The sequence below is a fragment of the Bacillus sp. CH_48 genome, from assembly GCF_038008465.1.
In the GTDB taxonomy this organism is placed as follows: Bacteria; Bacillota; Bacilli; order Bacillales; family Bacillaceae_G; genus Bacillus_A; species Bacillus_A thuringiensis_S.
In genome coordinates, this window is record NZ_JBBOZF010000001.1 from 3,566,415 (window position 1) to 3,582,717 (window position 16,303).

Consider the following 16,303-nt stretch of genomic DNA (forward strand, 5'->3'; position numbering starts at 1 on the left):
AAAGCTTAATATTTGAGGCTCACTGCTTATGGAATGTATAAGCACACTCGTTTTTGTAAATCTGCTAATACTTCATCGGGTATTTCTTTGATTTTAATATCCTTCCCTAGAAAAAGCAGCCAATTTATTATTTCCATCACTTCATCGGGATTGTTAACATTGATAAAAGTTTTTAAAATGGCTGTGGATTGGTAAGGATTAGTATAAGATATTGAAATTTTTAAAGGATGGTATTTTTTGAACTGGGCAATTGCTGTCGGACCAAGTTCAAATACAAGGTTAATTGCTTCGTCCTTCTTACTTAGTTTTTCTAAAATCTTTTTCTTATTTAGCCTTTTGTTCGTCGTGTATGGTTCGATATTAATGAGATCATCGACAGGAAACATCATCTTCTTTTCTTCTTTTAAGTCAAACCCTTCAATGATCCAATGGCTTTTTTCTTGATAAAGGTGCAATAGATAAATTGGATAAGACTTGATTTCTTCATCTTCTTTCATAGTAATCAATAAATGGTTATCTAAAAGAAGGATTTGAATGAGTTTTTCTAACATAGGATGGGGGAGATCAGAAAGCTCAAGTAGATCGGGATTATAAGGATTAGTCCCTTGGAAAAGCAAGAGTTGATTTAAAAGAACGAGATCATCTTGCTGGGTTTCTGAGATGAGTCCTAGTAGTTTTTCGGCTAAAGATTGACGACTCTTTAGGTAGGGAAGTTGTTGATTCCTCGTAGCCATAAAGGCAATAAAAAGAGCTTTCACTTCATTATCAGTAAAGCGAACAACGGGCAGGATAGAGTTATGCATAACAAAATATCCACCAGTTCTTCCAACTTCAGCGACAAGTGGCATGCCCATAGCTTCAATTTCTCTTATGTCTCTAATAGCTGTCGATCGCGATATGTTAAATTCTCGTATGATTTCAGAAATTGTAAAGTGGGAGCGATTGTTGATATACCGCATAATTGTATTAATCCGTTCAACTTTTTTCATTAGAGTCTCCTAAACAGTATCATTTTTTGACATGATTTAAAGTTATTATAAACGTATCAGATGAAAAGATAAATCATTTGAATCATTTTAAAAGAAGGAAGGTTTTGAATATGAAAAATTATACGATTGAAGAAAAAGATAGCTTTATTGTGTTAGGTATTGGAACTGAAATTAAGAGTGACTATACAGACTTTGCTGGGATAAATAAAGAAAAGGAAGACTTTTGGTCGGCTGTTAAAGAAGATGGAAGGCTGGATACTTTAAAAGCTTTAGCTACAAACGAATACATTTTTTCTGTGAGTGAAGCGGTGAATAACAAGATGATGTATTATGCTGGTGTTATGACAGAGGCACAAATAGAAGAAGCATCTAGAGTAATCCAATTTCCGAAGGGAGAATACTTAGTAGTGAAAGGGGAAGATAAGACGGCTGAAGAGCTAAGTAATAAGCTGACTGGTATTGCCTTCGGTCAAGCTTTACCAGATGCAAAAGATTTTGCCTATGTTGGCGGGCCAAATACAACAGTTGAGATGGGACAAAGAAACGGCTTAGTATTTGGTGAAATGTGGATTCCGGTTGTTAGGAAGTAAAGTGATAAAAGGTACGAATATGGAAAGTAGAGGCTAACAATATTGAATTGTTGGCCTTTTTGATTTGAATATAATATTCATATACGACTACACAGTATGTTCTGATAAAATGGAATAAAAGGTAATTATTGTAAGGTGGTGGTGAGGTGAATAAAAAAAGGCTTTTTGAGCTATTCATAGTAGCGTTTGTGTTTCTATTCCTTCATGTAAGTACATTTACTAATGAAAGATTTAACGATAAATTGGGATCATTTACTTTCATTGTGCTCCTTCTTATGCTTTCTATTTACAGCGTATTTATAGAAAAGTATTTTGATGATATACAAAAGTGGATTCGAAATATTACATGTTGCTTTGCTTTATTCGTAGTGGTTTTAGTAGCTCTATGGATAGGTTATTTTTAGTCCTTACTTAAGAGAATGAGAAATATGTGATTACACTACATTCGATTCGATAATATGACTTAGCTGCATCGGTTTATATTAATCTTTTCTCTCCTCAATCATGATAAAATGTAAAAAATGAGAATCCAATTTAATAGATATTATAAGAAAACCATCAATTTGATTATCCTTTTTCAAATTGATGGTTTTTATTTTTGAAATAAATATGTATTTTTTAAAAAAATATTTTTTGACCCCCATAAAACTATGTATTCCTCCGAATATGTATAGTGAAGAAAATAAATAGAAGAAAAATGACTATGAAAGAATATAGAAGCATTAATAAATTTACTAGATTAAGTGGGCATCCGAAATAAAAGGATGAAATTACCAATGATATAGAGAAGAGTTATTCAAGGATTGCAGATAAAATAGAAAAAGAATAAGCAAAACGAACGGTAGAAAATAAGAAAGTAGATAAAAATTAAAACTTAACTTTTGTGCCGAGAGAAAAGGAAAATCATTAAGAAAACGTTAGGAAAAGTTAGAATCGAAAAATATAACTAACAGCAAGAAGACAAGACCGAAGAAAAGTACCAAGAAAATCTGGTTAAATGGTCACTTGTGTAGTGGCCATTTTGCTATTTGAAGGAGGCTGGGAGATTACAAGTGTTGAGTTTAGTAATGAAGATCTTAAGAAAACCGAAAATAGAAGATATCGTATGTAACATACAAAACAACGAAGAAGACAAAGAAGCGTTTATCGTACAGTATCAGCCTTTTATTAGAAAATCAATCTCATCTGTCTGCCGCCGATATATTACAGAACAGGATGATGAATATAGCATTGGATTGTTTGCGTTTAACGAAGCAATTGAACAGTATTCATATACAAAAGGAAAATCCTTTTTAGCGTTTGCTGATCTTCTTATAAAAAGAGATGTAATTGACTATATACGTAAGGAGTCTAAACATAACTTTGTCTTTTTAAAAGAAGATGAGCAAGAGGAAATGTTAGAAATGCAAGTATCGCTTACGGAGTATATGAAAGAGATGGAAAATAGTAACCGTAAGGAGGAAATTCTTCATTTTCAAAGTGTGCTAGCTGAGTTTAAAATCACATTCTCAGAGCTTGCTAAAGAATCTCCTAAGCATCGTGATACACGTGAGCACTTAATAGAAATTGTAAAAATTATTATAAAAGAAGAGGAAATGATGGAAGAGCTGTTCCGAAAGAAAAAGTTACCGCTTAAACATATAGAACCACGTGTTAGGGTAAGTCGTAAAACGTTGGAACGACATAGAAAATACATTATTGCAATGTGTATTATTTTTGCAAACAACTATACATATATTCTGGATTACATAAGAGGGGAAAAGCATGATGAATAAAGGAATTGTGATGGATATAAAAAAGCATAGCGTAGTTGTTTTAACACCAAATGGAGAGTTTATTACGTGTAAAAGAAAAGGGGATTCTTGCATAATCGGGGAGGAAATCTTATTTGATGAGCAAGAACAAAAAGTATCGCATTTTTCGATCCCTTCCTTTTTAAAACCTGCATCAATACTTGTTGCTTGTTTTCTATTTGCAGTGCTGTTTTTCTACAACCAACCAGAAGAAAAAGTATTTGCTTACGTCTCAGTTGATATAAATCCAAGTTTAGAGGTGAGCGTAACAAAGGATTTTCGTGTTATAGATTTGCAGGCTTGTAATGATGATGGAAGGCGTATTTTAAAAGAATTGAAGCAATGGGAAAATAAACAATTGCAAGAAGTAATACGTAGGATTATAAAGCAAAGTCAAGAGGATAAGTATTTAACGAATGATAAGCAAGTTATGCTAACAGCTGTTGCAAAGGACAAGGCACTAGAACCACAGTTGGAAAAGGCGATGAAAGAATTAAAGAAAGAATATGAGCTAAAACATATTACAGTTGAATATCAAAGTAGCACAATGCAAGTACGAGAGAATGCTAGAAAAGCTGGAATTGGCACAGGTGTCTATATAAAGCAAGAGAGTGAGAAGAACAAATCGCTTACGCCTCCTGCCACGCCGTCTAATCCGGTGGAAAACGAAGAAGAGATACAATTGCAGCCGGAGTCATCTCCTGATGCATCACCGGATTTGTCTCCCGTACAAGAAAAAAAATATGAGAAGCCAGAGCATAAAGAACAAAAGAAAACAGAAGAACAGCCATCGAAGCAAATAAAAGAAAACAATGGAAGAGGATCCCAGCAAGAAAATAGAGGGAATCAACAGGAGAATAACAGTAGAGAATCTCAACAGGGAAATAATGGGGACCGACAAGGGAACAATGGAAGAGGATCTCAACAAGGAAATAATGGGAATCAGCAAGGGAACAACGGAAGAGGATCTCAACAAGGAAATAATGGGAATCAGCAAGGGAACAACGGAAGAGGATCCCAACAAGGAAATAATGGGAATCAGCAAGGGAACAACGGAAGAGGATCTCAACAAGGGGATAATGGAAATCAGCAAGGGAACAACGGAAGAGGATCTCAACAAGGAAATAATGGGAATCAGCAAGGAAACAATGGAAGAGGACCCCAGAAAGAAAATGGTGGAAACGAGCAAGGGAACAATGGTAGGGGGTCTCAACAAGAAAATAGAGGCCACCAGCAAGGGAATGAAAAGAAGAATCAATAGAATATGGAAGTGAGAGATTCATTTCAAAGCTAAAAGGATTTCTCTCGCTATTGTGGGCAGTAAAACTCCCATCTCAAAATTTGGCTTGGGCAAAGAAGTTAGGTGGGAGTTGGGCTGCTTGTAAATGAGGGCTGATTAAAGTTGCACTTTATTATTCTATAGTTCTATTAAGAAGGAGTATGTGAAAAATATAATGGAGAAAAACATTCAACAAGAGAAAGATAAAGAAAAACCTGTTTTTTATGATCCGAAAGGAAGGAGAAACATAGCCTTTATTTGGTTTCTATGTATCTCAATAGTTAGTGTAGGTGTTGTATTTTATTTTTTCTTTCAAAGTATTTTTTCAACACCAGAAATTCCAAACATGAATCCTACTGTAAAACAAGATACGAAACTTGTACCAATTAATCAAAAACTTAGTGAGGAGCAGTTAAAGAACGAAGAATTCAAGCCAAATACCGAAATGAAGGATAATAAAAATTTGGTGAATTCGACAAACGATAGTAAACAACCTAAAGAAGTGTATGGTTTTTATGTAAACTGGGATGAAAATAGTACCGCTTCTTTAAAAGAAAATATCGATTCATTAACCACGTTAGTACCAGAATGGTATCATTTAAAAGAAGATTTAACGATTAGAAGTGAGATAAAACCTGAGATAGTAAAACTAGCAAAGAAAAATCATGTGAAAATTATGCCGTTACTTACTAACTATACAGAAAAAGCTTCTGGCCCTGATAGTGAGCTTATCCATAAGTTACTGAATTCGCCGAATGATGTGAAGACGAAATTTATTAATGATTTAGTAAGCCAAGTTAAAAAGAATCAGTTTTCAGGTATTAATATTGACTTTGAGGCCGTACCTGAAAGTGATAGAGAAAACTTAACAAATTTCATGAAAGAAATTACTACGGTCTTTCATAAACATGATTTGCTCGTTACACAAGATGTTCCAGCTAATGATAAGGCTTTTGATTATGGTGCGTTAGCAAAAATAATAGATCGTATGATTGTAATGATGTACGATGAGCACTATGGAGCGGGGGAACCAGGACCAATTGCTTCAAATAAGTGGTTCCAACATACATTGAATGAACTGAATATTCCGTCTAATAAACTTATAGTTGCTTTCGGTAACTACGGATATGATTGGGAAATAAATAGTAAAAAACCTGCGAAGTCTTTAACTTTTTCAGAAGTTATGACAATGGCGAATGATTCCAATATGAAAATTCAATGGGATAACATGAGTGGAAATCCTTATTTTAGATATAAAACAGGAGAGAAAGAACATACTGCTTGGTTCTTAGACAGTGTTACTCTCTATAATCAAGTGAAAATCGCAATGGACAACAATGCAAAGGGGTTTGCGTTATGGAGATTAGGAGCAGAAGATCCTACAATATGGAAAGTTTTAAAAAATCCGATTGAGGCACAAAAAAATCCTAATGTATTACATAAAATCACTAGTTTAGATGAAGTGAATTATTCTGGACAAGGTGAAATTTTACAGATTGAGAATGAAAAGCAAAATGGATTGAGAGATTTTAAAGTAGGTAAAGATGGTTATCTTACAGATGAAGTATATCAATCTTTACCATCTGCATACGAAGTGCAACGATATGGAAAACCGAAAGGGAAACAAGTAGTATTAACATTTGATGATGGACCAGACCCGAAATATACGCCAGAAATTTTAAATATATTAAAAGAGAATAAAATAAAAGCTGCTTTTTTTGTCCTTGGTGAAAACGCACAACTAAATCCTAGTATTGTAAAAAGAATATACGATGAAGGGCATGAAATTGGCAATCATACTTTCAAGCATCCTAACGTAGCTGATACGTCTTTACTACGAACAAAAGTAGAACTTAATACGACGCAACGTCTGATCCAGGAAATAACTGGGCATTCTACAGTTTTGTTTAGGCCACCATACGAAGCGGATGCTAACCCGGATTCCTCAAATGAAATAGTGCCTATTTTACGGGCACAAAATATGAACTATACAATGGTAGCAGAAAAAGTGGATCCTGAGGACTGGGCAACACCATCAACTAATGAATTAGTAAAGCGTGCTCTTAATCCCGTTTATAAGGGAGAGGGAAATATTATTCTTCTCCATGATGCGGGAGGGAATCGTACCCATACGGTAGAGGCGTTGCCGATCATTATTAAAGAGCTTAAAAAGCATGGATATAGTTTTGTAACAATTTCAGATTTAATGAATAAAGAACGAGATGAAATTATGCCCCCAGTTTCTTCTGAGGGTGAGCAATATTTACTTTACAATAAAGCTGTCTTTTCAGGGGCGGGATACTTTAAACATATATTAACAACTATTTTTTATATTGCTATTGGATTAGGGATTTTTCGATTCTTATTCTTAATTTATTTTGCATGGAAGCAAAAAAGAAAAACGTTATCTCGCTCTATTAATTCGTCCTACCAACCTTTTGTTAGTGTTGTCATAGCAGCATATAATGAAGAAAAGGTGATAGCTAAGACAATTCGCTCAATTTTGGATAGTAAGTATGGAGAATTTGAAGTTATTGTTGTGGATGACGGATCGACAGATGGTACGTCAAAAGTAATGCAAGAAACATTTTATAAACACCCTAAAGTTCGTTTCATTCAGAAAGAAAACGGCGGGAAATCATCGGCAATGAACCTAGGGTTTCAACAATCTCGAGGAGAGATTATTGTCACTTTAGATGCGGATACTATTATTGCGCAAGACGCCATTTCTCTAATGATTAGACACTTTGAAGATCAGAATGTAGCAGCAGTTTCAGGTAATGTTAAAGTGGGGAATAGACGAAATTTGTTAACTACTTGGCAACATGTTGAGTATATTACAGGGTTTAATTTAGAACGTAGAGCTTTTGATGAGTTAAATTGTATTACAGTTGTTCCAGGAGCTATTGGGGCGTGGCGCAAGAAGAATGTAGTTGAATCTGGATATTTAAGCGAAGATACATTAGCAGAAGATACGGATCTTACTATTACATTTTTACGTCAAGGATATAAAATTGTATATGAAGAAAAGGCCTATGCTTTTACGGAATCACCTGAAGATGTGAAAAGTCTCATTAAACAGCGATATCGTTGGTCATATGGTACACTCCAATGTCTTTGGAAACATCGAAAAGCAGTGTTTCATACAAAACATAAAACGTTAGGATTTATTGCATTGCCTAACATGTGGTTATTCCAATATGTTCTGCAATTCATTGCTCCTTTTGCAGATATTTTAATGATTATGGGGCTGTTTGGTAGCAATCCGCTAAAAGTGTTAGGGTTTTATCTTGTATTCTTTTTATTAGACCTTTTTGCATCTCTGTTTGCATTTAAATTAGAGAAAGAGGACCCTAAACCGTTAGTGTGGTTAATTTTACAACGCTTTATTTATCGTCAATTTATGACTTATGTTGTCATTAAATCTATATTCTCATCTATTCGAGGCGTAGCGGTAGGATGGAATAAACTAAAGAGAATGGGGAGTGTTAAACATTCCACGGAACATAAGGAGGCATCATAAGAGAGCAGACTATCTGCTCTTTTTTTCATTGATTTTAGTTAGTTGAATGTAGAGTTGTAGCATAAAAACTGCTGCTTCTATAACGAGATTCCTATTCATCATTAATAGTGAGACATTATGTTAAGCTAATCTTTTAGTTTTGGATTAAAGTTTTTTTATATTTTTTTAAAATGACGGACACAAAAACGCATATACCTTCGAATTATATATATGGATAACATAAATATGTATATAAAAAGGGGAGAAATAAGATGAAAGAAAAAAAAGAAATGTTTCAAGAAATCGCTGAGGTGTTAAAGGTATTGGCGCATCCAGTTCGTCTATCTTTAGTAAAAATAATGCTTGCAAAAGGTCCTACTAATGTAACAACAATGTATGGGGATTTGGAAATGCCTCAAAGTACAATTAGTCAACATTTATCTAAACTAAAAGCTGCTAAAATGGTTACAGGTACTCGGAAAGGATTAGAAATTTATTATGAGGTAACTGACAATCGCACAAAATCAATATTAGCATGCTTAGTTTAAATGCTGACTTCTAGACGTCAAAATTAAGAAGAGGATAGGAAAGCAATTCTATGGAGAGAGTTTTTAAGGTTTTTACACAAGTGAAGATCTGAAGTAAAGTTCCTTAATAAATAAAATAGTTGTTTGAAAATATGGTATAAAATGGAATTTTTATACCATATTTTTTAATATCTGTAATAAAGGAAGAATGTTTTGGTTTCAATTTATACGCTATCTTTATAAATTTTGATTACCTTAAACGTTTGACAAACTAGCAATAGGTCTGGAGTCAAAGTAAGTCCACACAGGCTTAATTCCTAAGTGGAAAGATCAACATGCTCAATATGCAAAAAAATATAACTTAAATCCTCTGCATCCTAGATTTTGCAAAATTACTTGTTACCTTATTTATTAAAAAAATCAATTAAGGAACTATTTAGTGAAAATAAATTGTTCAGTTAAAGGTGCATTTTATAGAATGTAAGGAAAGGTCTCAATTTCAGTAGACACGTGGATTCGCATACTGATAGAATAAGCGAAAATATAATAAAGGTGGAATGGATTTGAGAAAAAGGTTAGGATGCTTACATGCCCATTATTCAAATATAGAATATATAGAAAAGGCACTTACCTCATTTAACATTGAATTAATCCATTTTGTTGACCCGGCATTAATGTATCAGGTTACATCCAATGAAAAATTTCAAGAATCAGATGCTCAATTTAAAGTTAAAGAGCAAATAGAATGGATTGCTCAATGTAATGTTGATGCTATCCTTATTACTTGTACAAATTATATTGCAATTTTACATGAAGACCAAGACTCAATATCAGTGCCAATTATTAAAATTGATGTACCTTTCTTTGATTACATATGCAATATACAGCAACCTCAGACAATTGTTTTTACAAATCCTGCAACTGTTGAAGGCACAGTAGAACGTCTTAAACATCATGCTAATAGCCTTCAAAAATCTTTAGATTTAGAGGTTGTTGTCATAAATAGTGTTTTTGAATTGATAATGAAAGGACTAAAAAAAGAATACAACCAAGAAGTTACAAAGTTCTTAAATCAAATCATTAAAGATGAAAAGAAATTTATCTCTGTTGCTCAATTATCTATGGTTGATGCATCTAAGCAAGTTGAGTATAAAACATCTAAGACTATTATTACTCCATTGAATACATTGGTATCTTACATTGTTAATAAATTAAAATTAGAGAAGAAAAATTAGTGGTAGAAGACAGAGGATTTGGAATTATGTATGGCTTTCTATCAATTTTCCTCGGGTTAGGTACTGTTATCTTACATAATGTTTGGACACTTAATTGGCAGGGACTCATTACACTTATTGCATGGCTCGCACTATTAAAAGGGATTTATGTAATTGCATATCCTGAACCATCCAAGAAAACCGATTTTGAAGTAAGAGTACTATCTACTCGTATAGTGCTTGCTATCCTTGGTGCTTTATCTTTATGGATGCTTTTCATACTTTATATGAAATAGAGACAAATATTTTTGATCATGGGAGTATATAGGTGAGGAGTTTTGGGTAGTCCTTTGGAACGAGATTTTATAGTTAACTGTAAATATAGTGTTTCTTCCCTTGTAGATATGTTTTTATAAATAGTGAGATGGGCAAAACGAAAAGAGTCCTAAATAAATAGGATTCTTTTCGTTTTATAAAAGTGAACTTATTTTGTATCACTAATACAATGGATGATTATTTTTCCGGACTATTCGCAGTTATCTATCTTGGTATACTCAATGGTGGCTATGTGACCATCCGGTCGAATCAAAACGGTATCTATATTTTTTAACTTGGAATCTTGTATTTCTCCTATTATCACCTTTATGTGTGAATCAATATTTATTTTATTTATCTTATCTATATAAGTAGGGTGTATTAATAAAATAAATTTACCATCCTGCATTAATTCAAAGAGTTTATAACTTTTCTTATTTAGAGAAGAAATAGTGAGGTTTGTACATCTTTTTCCTATCAATGGATGCCTTTCTGTATCGTGCATCGACGAATACATTATCCCTAAGCCACTTACTCTTTCAGATAAATCTTGATTTATCTCGGGGTATGTAAGTAGGTACGAAAATAAATCCCTCAATTCCATTCCTGCGTTTGAAAAGTTTATCATTAATTGTTCTTGCGCTTGTACTTCCTTGAAAAATTGTTTTCCCACAGCATGTCTTTCAATATGATAACTTTCTAATAGGCTTTCATATTTTTTTTGTTTTATTGCGAGTCCTAATTTCCAGCCTATATTAAAAGCATCTTGTAGACCTACATTCAAACCTTGTCCTCCAGCAGGGAAATGAATATGTGCTGCATCCCCTGCTAAGAATACACGCTTATGTTGATAAGTATTTGCTAGTTTGGTTGCATTGCCAAAACGAGAAAGCCATATTGTGCTCTTAATTTGAAGATGTTCACCTGTAATACTATAAATACTATCTATAAACTCTTTTTCTGTAACAGCAACATGAACAGGTATTGTCTGATTCTTAGGATCAACAATTGCAAAACGAAATACATCAGTTGTAATAGGTACCATCATTAATATCCCATTTATATTAGAAGTAGATAAAAATGGAGTATCTGGTATATCTTCTAAAATAACATCACCTAATATAGCAGTAGTTGTTGTGTTTGTTCCATTAAACGGTATATTTGATAACTCACGAACTATACTTCTTGCTCCATCAGCTCCTATTACATATGGAACTTCTATTTTATATATTGTTTCTCTTTGTTCTATTTCTAGTTGTACAAATGTTTCATATTGTTTTAAGTCTTTCACAGTATGCCCGCGTTTAATGACTACACCTAATTCTAATGCACGTTCTTCTAATATTCCTTCTGTAATAGATTGGGGAATAAAAAGTGTATACGGAAAATCAGTATTTAAATTTTTAAAGTTTAATCTTGTATCTAAGGCAGCAAAATGACTTGTATTTAATTTCTTTCCTCTAGCTAAAAATCGATCTGCAATACCTCTCATAGCCATCAATTCTAAGGAGCGGGGGTGTAGTGTGAGTGCTCTAGAATTTCGTACCCGGTCTAATCTTCTCTCTAAAACAACAACTTTTACGTCTTGGATAGCTAATTCACATGCTGCCATAAGTCCAACTGGACCACCACCAACTACCGCTACATCATAATAATTGTCCATATCATGCCCTCCATTTATTTAATTGTTTAAGAGCTAATGTGAAAAATTGTAAATAGATTTATAAATGTTATCTATTGTACATATATAATTATACTTCATTTTGGTTTCCGGGGAAACTAAAATGAAGTTCCTAGGAGAAGTTTACTTAGTAAGTGTGTAGTTAAAGCTATATAGCGTGTCTGCAGCTTCTTCTGCTTGTACTATTTTTGCTAAAAATGCTACTACTGTAGTTCCATATGGGAGTTGTAAAGGTCTTTCTGCTATTCGTAGTTTTAATGAAGTAGTAGTGGTTGTAACTCGACTTCAAATAATTCGCTTTCAATTTCATTAAGTGCATACATTGATACAGGATGTGGAGAGGTATTAGATAAGACTTGTGATGAAAGGAGTTCTCCTGATGAGGAGTAAAATGTAACAAACACTTGTGAAAATGGAGGGACCATAATGATTACACGGTCAGTTTTTTGTAACGTATTAACCAACTACAAAATAATATAGTTTTATAAAAATCAAAAAACAATAGATAAATATAAAGATATTATTATGGGTACTTTTCCAATAGTGAATTAAGCAAATTAATAAACTCTTTATTTTATTGTAAATAGTTTAAGAGCACACAAATATGCGTGCTCTTAGAATAGAAAGGTAGTTTTCTATGAGTAGGGAGTCCCCATACAATAAAATATGCTTGTCCAATTTAAATGTGAGAAGTTTTTTATAAAAATTCTATTTGGTAAGTCTATGTGAAAAATCACCTTGTACAGGAACTCTTTGCAAAGTATTTTGTCTGCAGTCATGATTATTAAAGTTGATGAGAGCTGTTATCCGAATAATAAAACCACATCTCAAATTGTTGACTATATGTCTAACAACTAGGATGCGGTTCAATGAATAAAAAGTGTCCGAATAAAATATAAGGTAAAAAGTATAGGATACTTTTGTTATAAAGAGTATTTGTAGATGAATGTTATTGTTTTTTACTTTTGAAAGATTTGGGCTTCTAAATTACGAGTTGTTGGAGTACCTCTAATATAAAATTTCAGTAGAAATATTGAACTACTAATATGAATGTAGAAGATTTAATAAAGACGGTAATGTTCTTTTAGTCATGTAATCTTTTCATTTGATGATCTTTTCCCCATTCACATAGTTCATCCATAATTTGCATTAAAGATTTCCCGTATTCGCTTATTGTGTACTCAACCTTTGGTGGTACTTCTTGATATACAGTACGATGGATAATCCTATCAGCTTCAAGTTGGCGAAGTTGTTGAGTTAGAACTTTTTGCGTAATGTTTGGGATTTCTCGTCGGATTTCGTTTGTTCGCATTTTTCCATCCATCAACACACATAAAATATGAACTTTCCATTTTCCGCCGATTACATCGAGTGTCGTTGCAATTGGGCAGTCTTCATTTTGATTCATATAACACCTCCACAGGTACTTTAAGGTTCCTATAGCACTTTAAAGTACGTACTTTTCAATTATATGTGACTCACTCATACTAATACGTAAAGGGTTGAATAATTTATAAAGGGGATGAAAAATGATGAAAACACTTGTAATTGTAGCACATCCTGATATTGAAAAATCAAAAATTAATAAAAGATGGATTGAAGAACTTGAGAAATATTCGGATGAAATTACGGTGCATGAATTGTATAAAGTGGCACCGAATTGGGAGTTTAATGTGGAAGAGGAACAAAAGCTGTTAGTAGAACATGACCGATATATATTTCAATTTCCTCTCTACTGGTACAGCTCACCACCTTTATTGAAAAAATGGTTCGATGATGTATTAACATATGGGTTTGCATACGGATCACAAGGAGATAAAGTGAAGGGAAAAGAATTTGGTGTAGCTATTTCTATAGGTGGATTAGAAAAAGACTATGAAAATAGTGGGATTACAATGGATGAGTTGACGAAACCATTCCAAGCTACATGCTTATATACAGGTATGGAATTTATACCTTCCTTTTATTTATATGGTGCAGAATATAAACTAAGTGATGAAGAGATTGATAAAAGTGCACCTGAATATGTGCAATATGTGATGAACAAGAAGTATTCTAATATATAATGAAAAATAGCCATTTACTTGTGAAGTAAATGGCTATTTTATATTCTTCTTATATTCACTAAGTGTAATCTTTAGTAAATTAATAGTTAATCTGGTAAAATAAAAAACCTAACATATATAAAGGGGAGTTTTACTTGAGAACGATGCAAAAATTATTACAAAAAAGAGCAATGCAATCACCAAATTTGGAAGCGCTTGTAGGCGGAGAGAAAAGGTATTCGTTTCAGCAGTATAATGAACGAGTAAATCAGCTTGCACATTATTTGTTACATAATGGTGTGCAAAGAGGAGACCGTATAGGAATACTATGCAAAAATAATCACCCGTTTCCAAGCGTTATGATGGCAAGTTTAAAAATTGGAGCGGTATGTATTCCGCTAAATCATCAGCTTACTGCTTATGAATTAGAAACGATTGTAAAAGAAGCGAAATTAAAAGTATTAGTTATTGATGAAGAATTTAGTGAAGTATTATTAAAGATTGATGCTGTTAAAGAAATCCCTTATGTAATTCAAACGACAAAAGAAGGCTTTGGTTCATTTGAATTAGAGTTGCAAAAACAGCCAACGTCAGAAACGAACGTAGAAGTTCATGAAGAAGACGATGCCATTTACTTATTTACTTCAGGAACGACTGGACAGGCGAAAGCATGTGTAATTGGACATAAAAACTTGCATCATTATTTTGCTGAAATTGCGGGCCAAAGAGAAATCCCAGCAGGTGAACGTTTTTTATCCGTGCATCCATTGTTCCATATGAGTGGCGTGCTTTCTATTTTAAATTGTATTTATCATGGCGTTACGATGATTTTCTTAGCTGATTCGAATCCTGCTATTATTTGGGATAAGATTGAAGAAGAGAAAATTACTACGATGCTTGCGTTCCCAGCTGTTTATAGTTACATGCTTGATGAGCTAAATAAAAAAGAACGTAACATTTCAACCTTTAAAGTAGCACAAAGCGGTGGTACAAAAGTGCCAGAAACACTCATTCAAAAATATATGGAAAAAGGAATATATATGGTGCAAGGCTATGGCAGTACAGAAGGTTGGGTTGTAACCTCATGGCATCCAATGATGGGAAAAGAAAAGATGTCTTCTGTAGGAAAAACACTGAAACATGTAGAGGTGAAAATTGTTCATCCAGAAACAGGTGATGAACTAACAACAAATGAAGTCGGAGAGATTCATGTAAGAAGTCCATACATGTTTAAAGGATATTGGAATAATGAAAAGGCGACAAAGAAGGTAGTGAAAGATAATTGGTTTAACATGGGTGATGCTGGCATGATAGATGACGACGGATTCCTACATATTATGGGAAGATATAAAGATGTTATCATACGCGGTGGTGACAATGTATATCCAGATCAAGTAGAAGATGTTATTCATGAACTACATGGTGTTTTAGAAGTTGCAGTAGTTGGAGTTCCAGATGACTTTTGGGGAGAAGTTCCAAGAGCTTACATTGTGAAGGATGGCGAAACAACATTAACAGAAGAAAGTATTACTCAGTATTGTAAGGAGAAATTAGCCAGTTACAAAATACCAGAAGTGGTATTCATAGAAGAATTACCGAAAAATGCTTTAGGAAAAGTGTTGAAGAGGGAATTACGAGATGTAGTTCTTATGAAATAGAAAATTATGAAACGATGGAGAACCCAGTTATGTATAAAGCATGACTGGGTTTTTATGTATCAAAAACATAATAATTTACTAGATTTTGTATTTTGTGTAAGAAAATAAAGAATATTCAATTAATAATTCGAGGGATGAAATTAAATGAAGCTACCGTTATTAGAAGTAGAGACGGATAGACTCATTATCCGTCCATTTCAAAAAGATGATTACGAAAGTTGGTTAGATGGATTTAATAAGAGACTGCCATCGCAGTATAAATATGACGATGGCTATCAAGTTCTGGTATCATCAACAAAAGCATGGTTCACGGAATGGATAAGAGGTTTTGATGAAGTAGCACATAGAGATGAGATGTATGTATTAGGCATTTTTCGTAAAGAAGACGGAGCTAATATTGGAAAGCTAGAGCTGATAAAAATTTTACGAATGGATTACCAATGGGCGATGATGGGGTATTCCATACATAATCAATACTGGAAAAATGGATATGGCATAGAAAGCGTGAAAGCTGCGTTATCGTTATTTTATAATAGTCTTCATTTTCATAGAATTGAATTACATATACATGTTGATAATGAGCCATCCGTTCGTCTTGCGGAACGATCAGGTTTTTCTTTTGAATGCGAGAGAGAGGCGTTTTCTTTAGAGAATGGTAAGTGGATGGATTTTCTTATTTATTATAAAAATAAAGAAATGAACAAATAAGG

The 16,303-nt window shown here is 33.4% G+C and carries 13 protein-coding genes and 1 pseudogene; 11 read left to right on the forward strand and 3 right to left on the reverse strand.

Translation table 11 applies throughout. The annotated features are described in order from the left end of the window. Positions 1-26: 26 nt before the first annotated feature. Positions 27-989: a helix-turn-helix transcriptional regulator gene (locus N2V92_RS17930; RefSeq protein ID WP_000755063.1), complete on the reverse strand. Its 963-nt coding sequence runs from the start codon at positions 987-989 to the stop codon at positions 27-29. 110 nt (positions 990-1,099) lie between these two features. Here N2V92_RS17930 and N2V92_RS17935 point away from each other — a divergent pair, with 110 nt between their 5' ends. The 8 genes and pseudogenes from N2V92_RS17935 to N2V92_RS17970 form a co-directional block, all read left to right on the forward strand. Further along, entirely contained in the window at positions 1,100-1,579 is a 480-nt protein-coding gene (locus N2V92_RS17935) for a GyrI-like domain-containing protein (RefSeq protein WP_000801027.1), read from the forward strand. 146 nt (positions 1,580-1,725) lie between these two features. Then, positions 1,726-1,983: a DUF3963 domain-containing protein gene (locus tag N2V92_RS17940; RefSeq protein WP_001036202.1), complete on the forward strand. Its 258-nt coding sequence runs from the start codon at positions 1,726-1,728 to the stop codon at positions 1,981-1,983. Positions 1,984-2,631: 648 nt separating this feature from the next. After that, positions 2,632-3,354 (forward strand): RNA polymerase sigma factor SigI, encoded by a 723-nt coding sequence (sigI, locus tag N2V92_RS17945; protein ID WP_002082432.1) that lies wholly within the window; start codon positions 2,632-2,634, stop codon positions 3,352-3,354. Continuing rightward, a complete protein-coding gene (locus N2V92_RS17950) occupies positions 3,344-4,633 on the forward strand; it encodes an anti-sigma-I factor RsgI family protein (RefSeq protein ID WP_016100084.1) in 1,290 nt (429 codons plus the stop codon). Before sigI ends, N2V92_RS17950 begins: the two co-directional genes overlap by 11 nt. Before the next feature lie 193 nt (positions 4,634-4,826). Then, positions 4,827-8,174 (forward strand): glycosyltransferase, encoded by a 3,348-nt coding sequence (locus N2V92_RS17955; protein ID WP_000414293.1) that lies wholly within the window; start codon positions 4,827-4,829, stop codon positions 8,172-8,174. A gap of 251 nt (positions 8,175-8,425) precedes the next feature. Next, the gene (locus tag N2V92_RS17960; protein WP_000660065.1) at positions 8,426-8,701 is read left to right on the forward strand and encodes an ArsR/SmtB family transcription factor; all 276 of its coding nucleotides are present in this window, start codon (positions 8,426-8,428) and stop codon (positions 8,699-8,701) included. A 536-nt stretch (positions 8,702-9,237) separates the two neighbouring features. Then, a complete protein-coding gene (locus N2V92_RS17965) occupies positions 9,238-9,915 on the forward strand; it encodes a hypothetical protein (protein WP_003279185.1) in 678 nt (225 codons plus the stop codon). Continuing rightward, positions 9,906-10,190 (forward strand): annotated as a pseudogene (locus N2V92_RS17970) (hypothetical protein); the annotation flags it as partial. The gene N2V92_RS17965 and the pseudogene N2V92_RS17970, both read left to right, overlap by 10 nt. A gap of 230 nt (positions 10,191-10,420) precedes the next feature. Here the strand turns inward: N2V92_RS17970 and N2V92_RS17975 are convergent. Further along, positions 10,421-11,872 carry an FAD-dependent monooxygenase gene (locus N2V92_RS17975; RefSeq protein WP_000371163.1) on the reverse strand — a complete coding sequence of 484 codons (1,452 nt, stop codon included), beginning with the start codon at positions 11,870-11,872 and terminating at the stop codon, positions 10,421-10,423. A 1,102-nt stretch (positions 11,873-12,974) separates the two neighbouring features. Continuing rightward, positions 12,975-13,298 carry a winged helix-turn-helix transcriptional regulator gene (locus tag N2V92_RS17980; protein WP_001072997.1) on the reverse strand — a complete coding sequence of 108 codons (324 nt, stop codon included), beginning with the start codon at positions 13,296-13,298 and terminating at the stop codon, positions 12,975-12,977. Positions 13,299-13,422: 124 nt separating this feature from the next. On the opposite strand from N2V92_RS17980, the gene N2V92_RS17985 reads away from it, so the two are divergent. The 3 genes from N2V92_RS17985 to N2V92_RS17995 all read left to right on the forward strand — a co-directional run bounded on the left by N2V92_RS17985 (position 13,423) and on the right by N2V92_RS17995 (position 16,301). After that, positions 13,423-13,956 carry an NAD(P)H-dependent oxidoreductase gene (locus N2V92_RS17985; protein WP_002082441.1) on the forward strand — a complete coding sequence of 178 codons (534 nt, stop codon included), beginning with the start codon at positions 13,423-13,425 and terminating at the stop codon, positions 13,954-13,956. 134 nt (positions 13,957-14,090) lie between these two features. Next, positions 14,091-15,593, forward strand: a complete 1,503-nt coding sequence (locus N2V92_RS17990) for a class I adenylate-forming enzyme family protein (RefSeq protein WP_016077429.1) — start codon at positions 14,091-14,093, stop codon at positions 15,591-15,593. A gap of 144 nt (positions 15,594-15,737) precedes the next feature. Beyond that, on the forward strand, positions 15,738-16,301 hold the full coding sequence (locus tag N2V92_RS17995; protein ID WP_016077430.1) for a GNAT family N-acetyltransferase: 564 nt from the start codon (positions 15,738-15,740) through the stop codon (positions 16,299-16,301). Positions 16,302-16,303 lie beyond the last annotated feature (2 nt).

Excerpts from the sequence above, each read along its gene's own strand:
- N2V92_RS17935 (WP_000801027.1), top strand. The coding sequence starts at position 1,100 with ATGAAAAATTATACGATTGAAGAAAAAGATAGCTTTATTGTGTTAGGT.
- N2V92_RS17950 (WP_016100084.1), top strand. The coding sequence starts at position 3,344 with ATGATGAATAAAGGAATTGTGATGGATATAAAAAAGCATAGCGTAGTT.
- N2V92_RS17975 (WP_000371163.1), bottom strand. The coding sequence starts at position 11,872 with ATGGACAATTATTATGATGTAGCGGTAGTTGGTGGTGGTCCAGTTGGA.
- N2V92_RS17965 (WP_003279185.1), top strand. The coding sequence starts at position 9,238 with ATGGATTTGAGAAAAAGGTTAGGATGCTTACATGCCCATTATTCAAAT.
- N2V92_RS17930 (WP_000755063.1), bottom strand. The coding sequence starts at position 989 with ATGAAAAAAGTTGAACGGATTAATACAATTATGCGGTATATCAACAAT.
- N2V92_RS17960 (WP_000660065.1), top strand. The coding sequence starts at position 8,426 with ATGAAAGAAAAAAAAGAAATGTTTCAAGAAATCGCTGAGGTGTTAAAG.
- N2V92_RS17985 (WP_002082441.1), top strand. The coding sequence starts at position 13,423 with ATGAAAACACTTGTAATTGTAGCACATCCTGATATTGAAAAATCAAAA.
- N2V92_RS17980 (WP_001072997.1), bottom strand. The coding sequence starts at position 13,298 with ATGAATCAAAATGAAGACTGCCCAATTGCAACGACACTCGATGTAATC.
- N2V92_RS17955 (WP_000414293.1), top strand. The coding sequence starts at position 4,827 with ATGGAGAAAAACATTCAACAAGAGAAAGATAAAGAAAAACCTGTTTTT.
- N2V92_RS17995 (WP_016077430.1), top strand. The coding sequence starts at position 15,738 with ATGAAGCTACCGTTATTAGAAGTAGAGACGGATAGACTCATTATCCGT.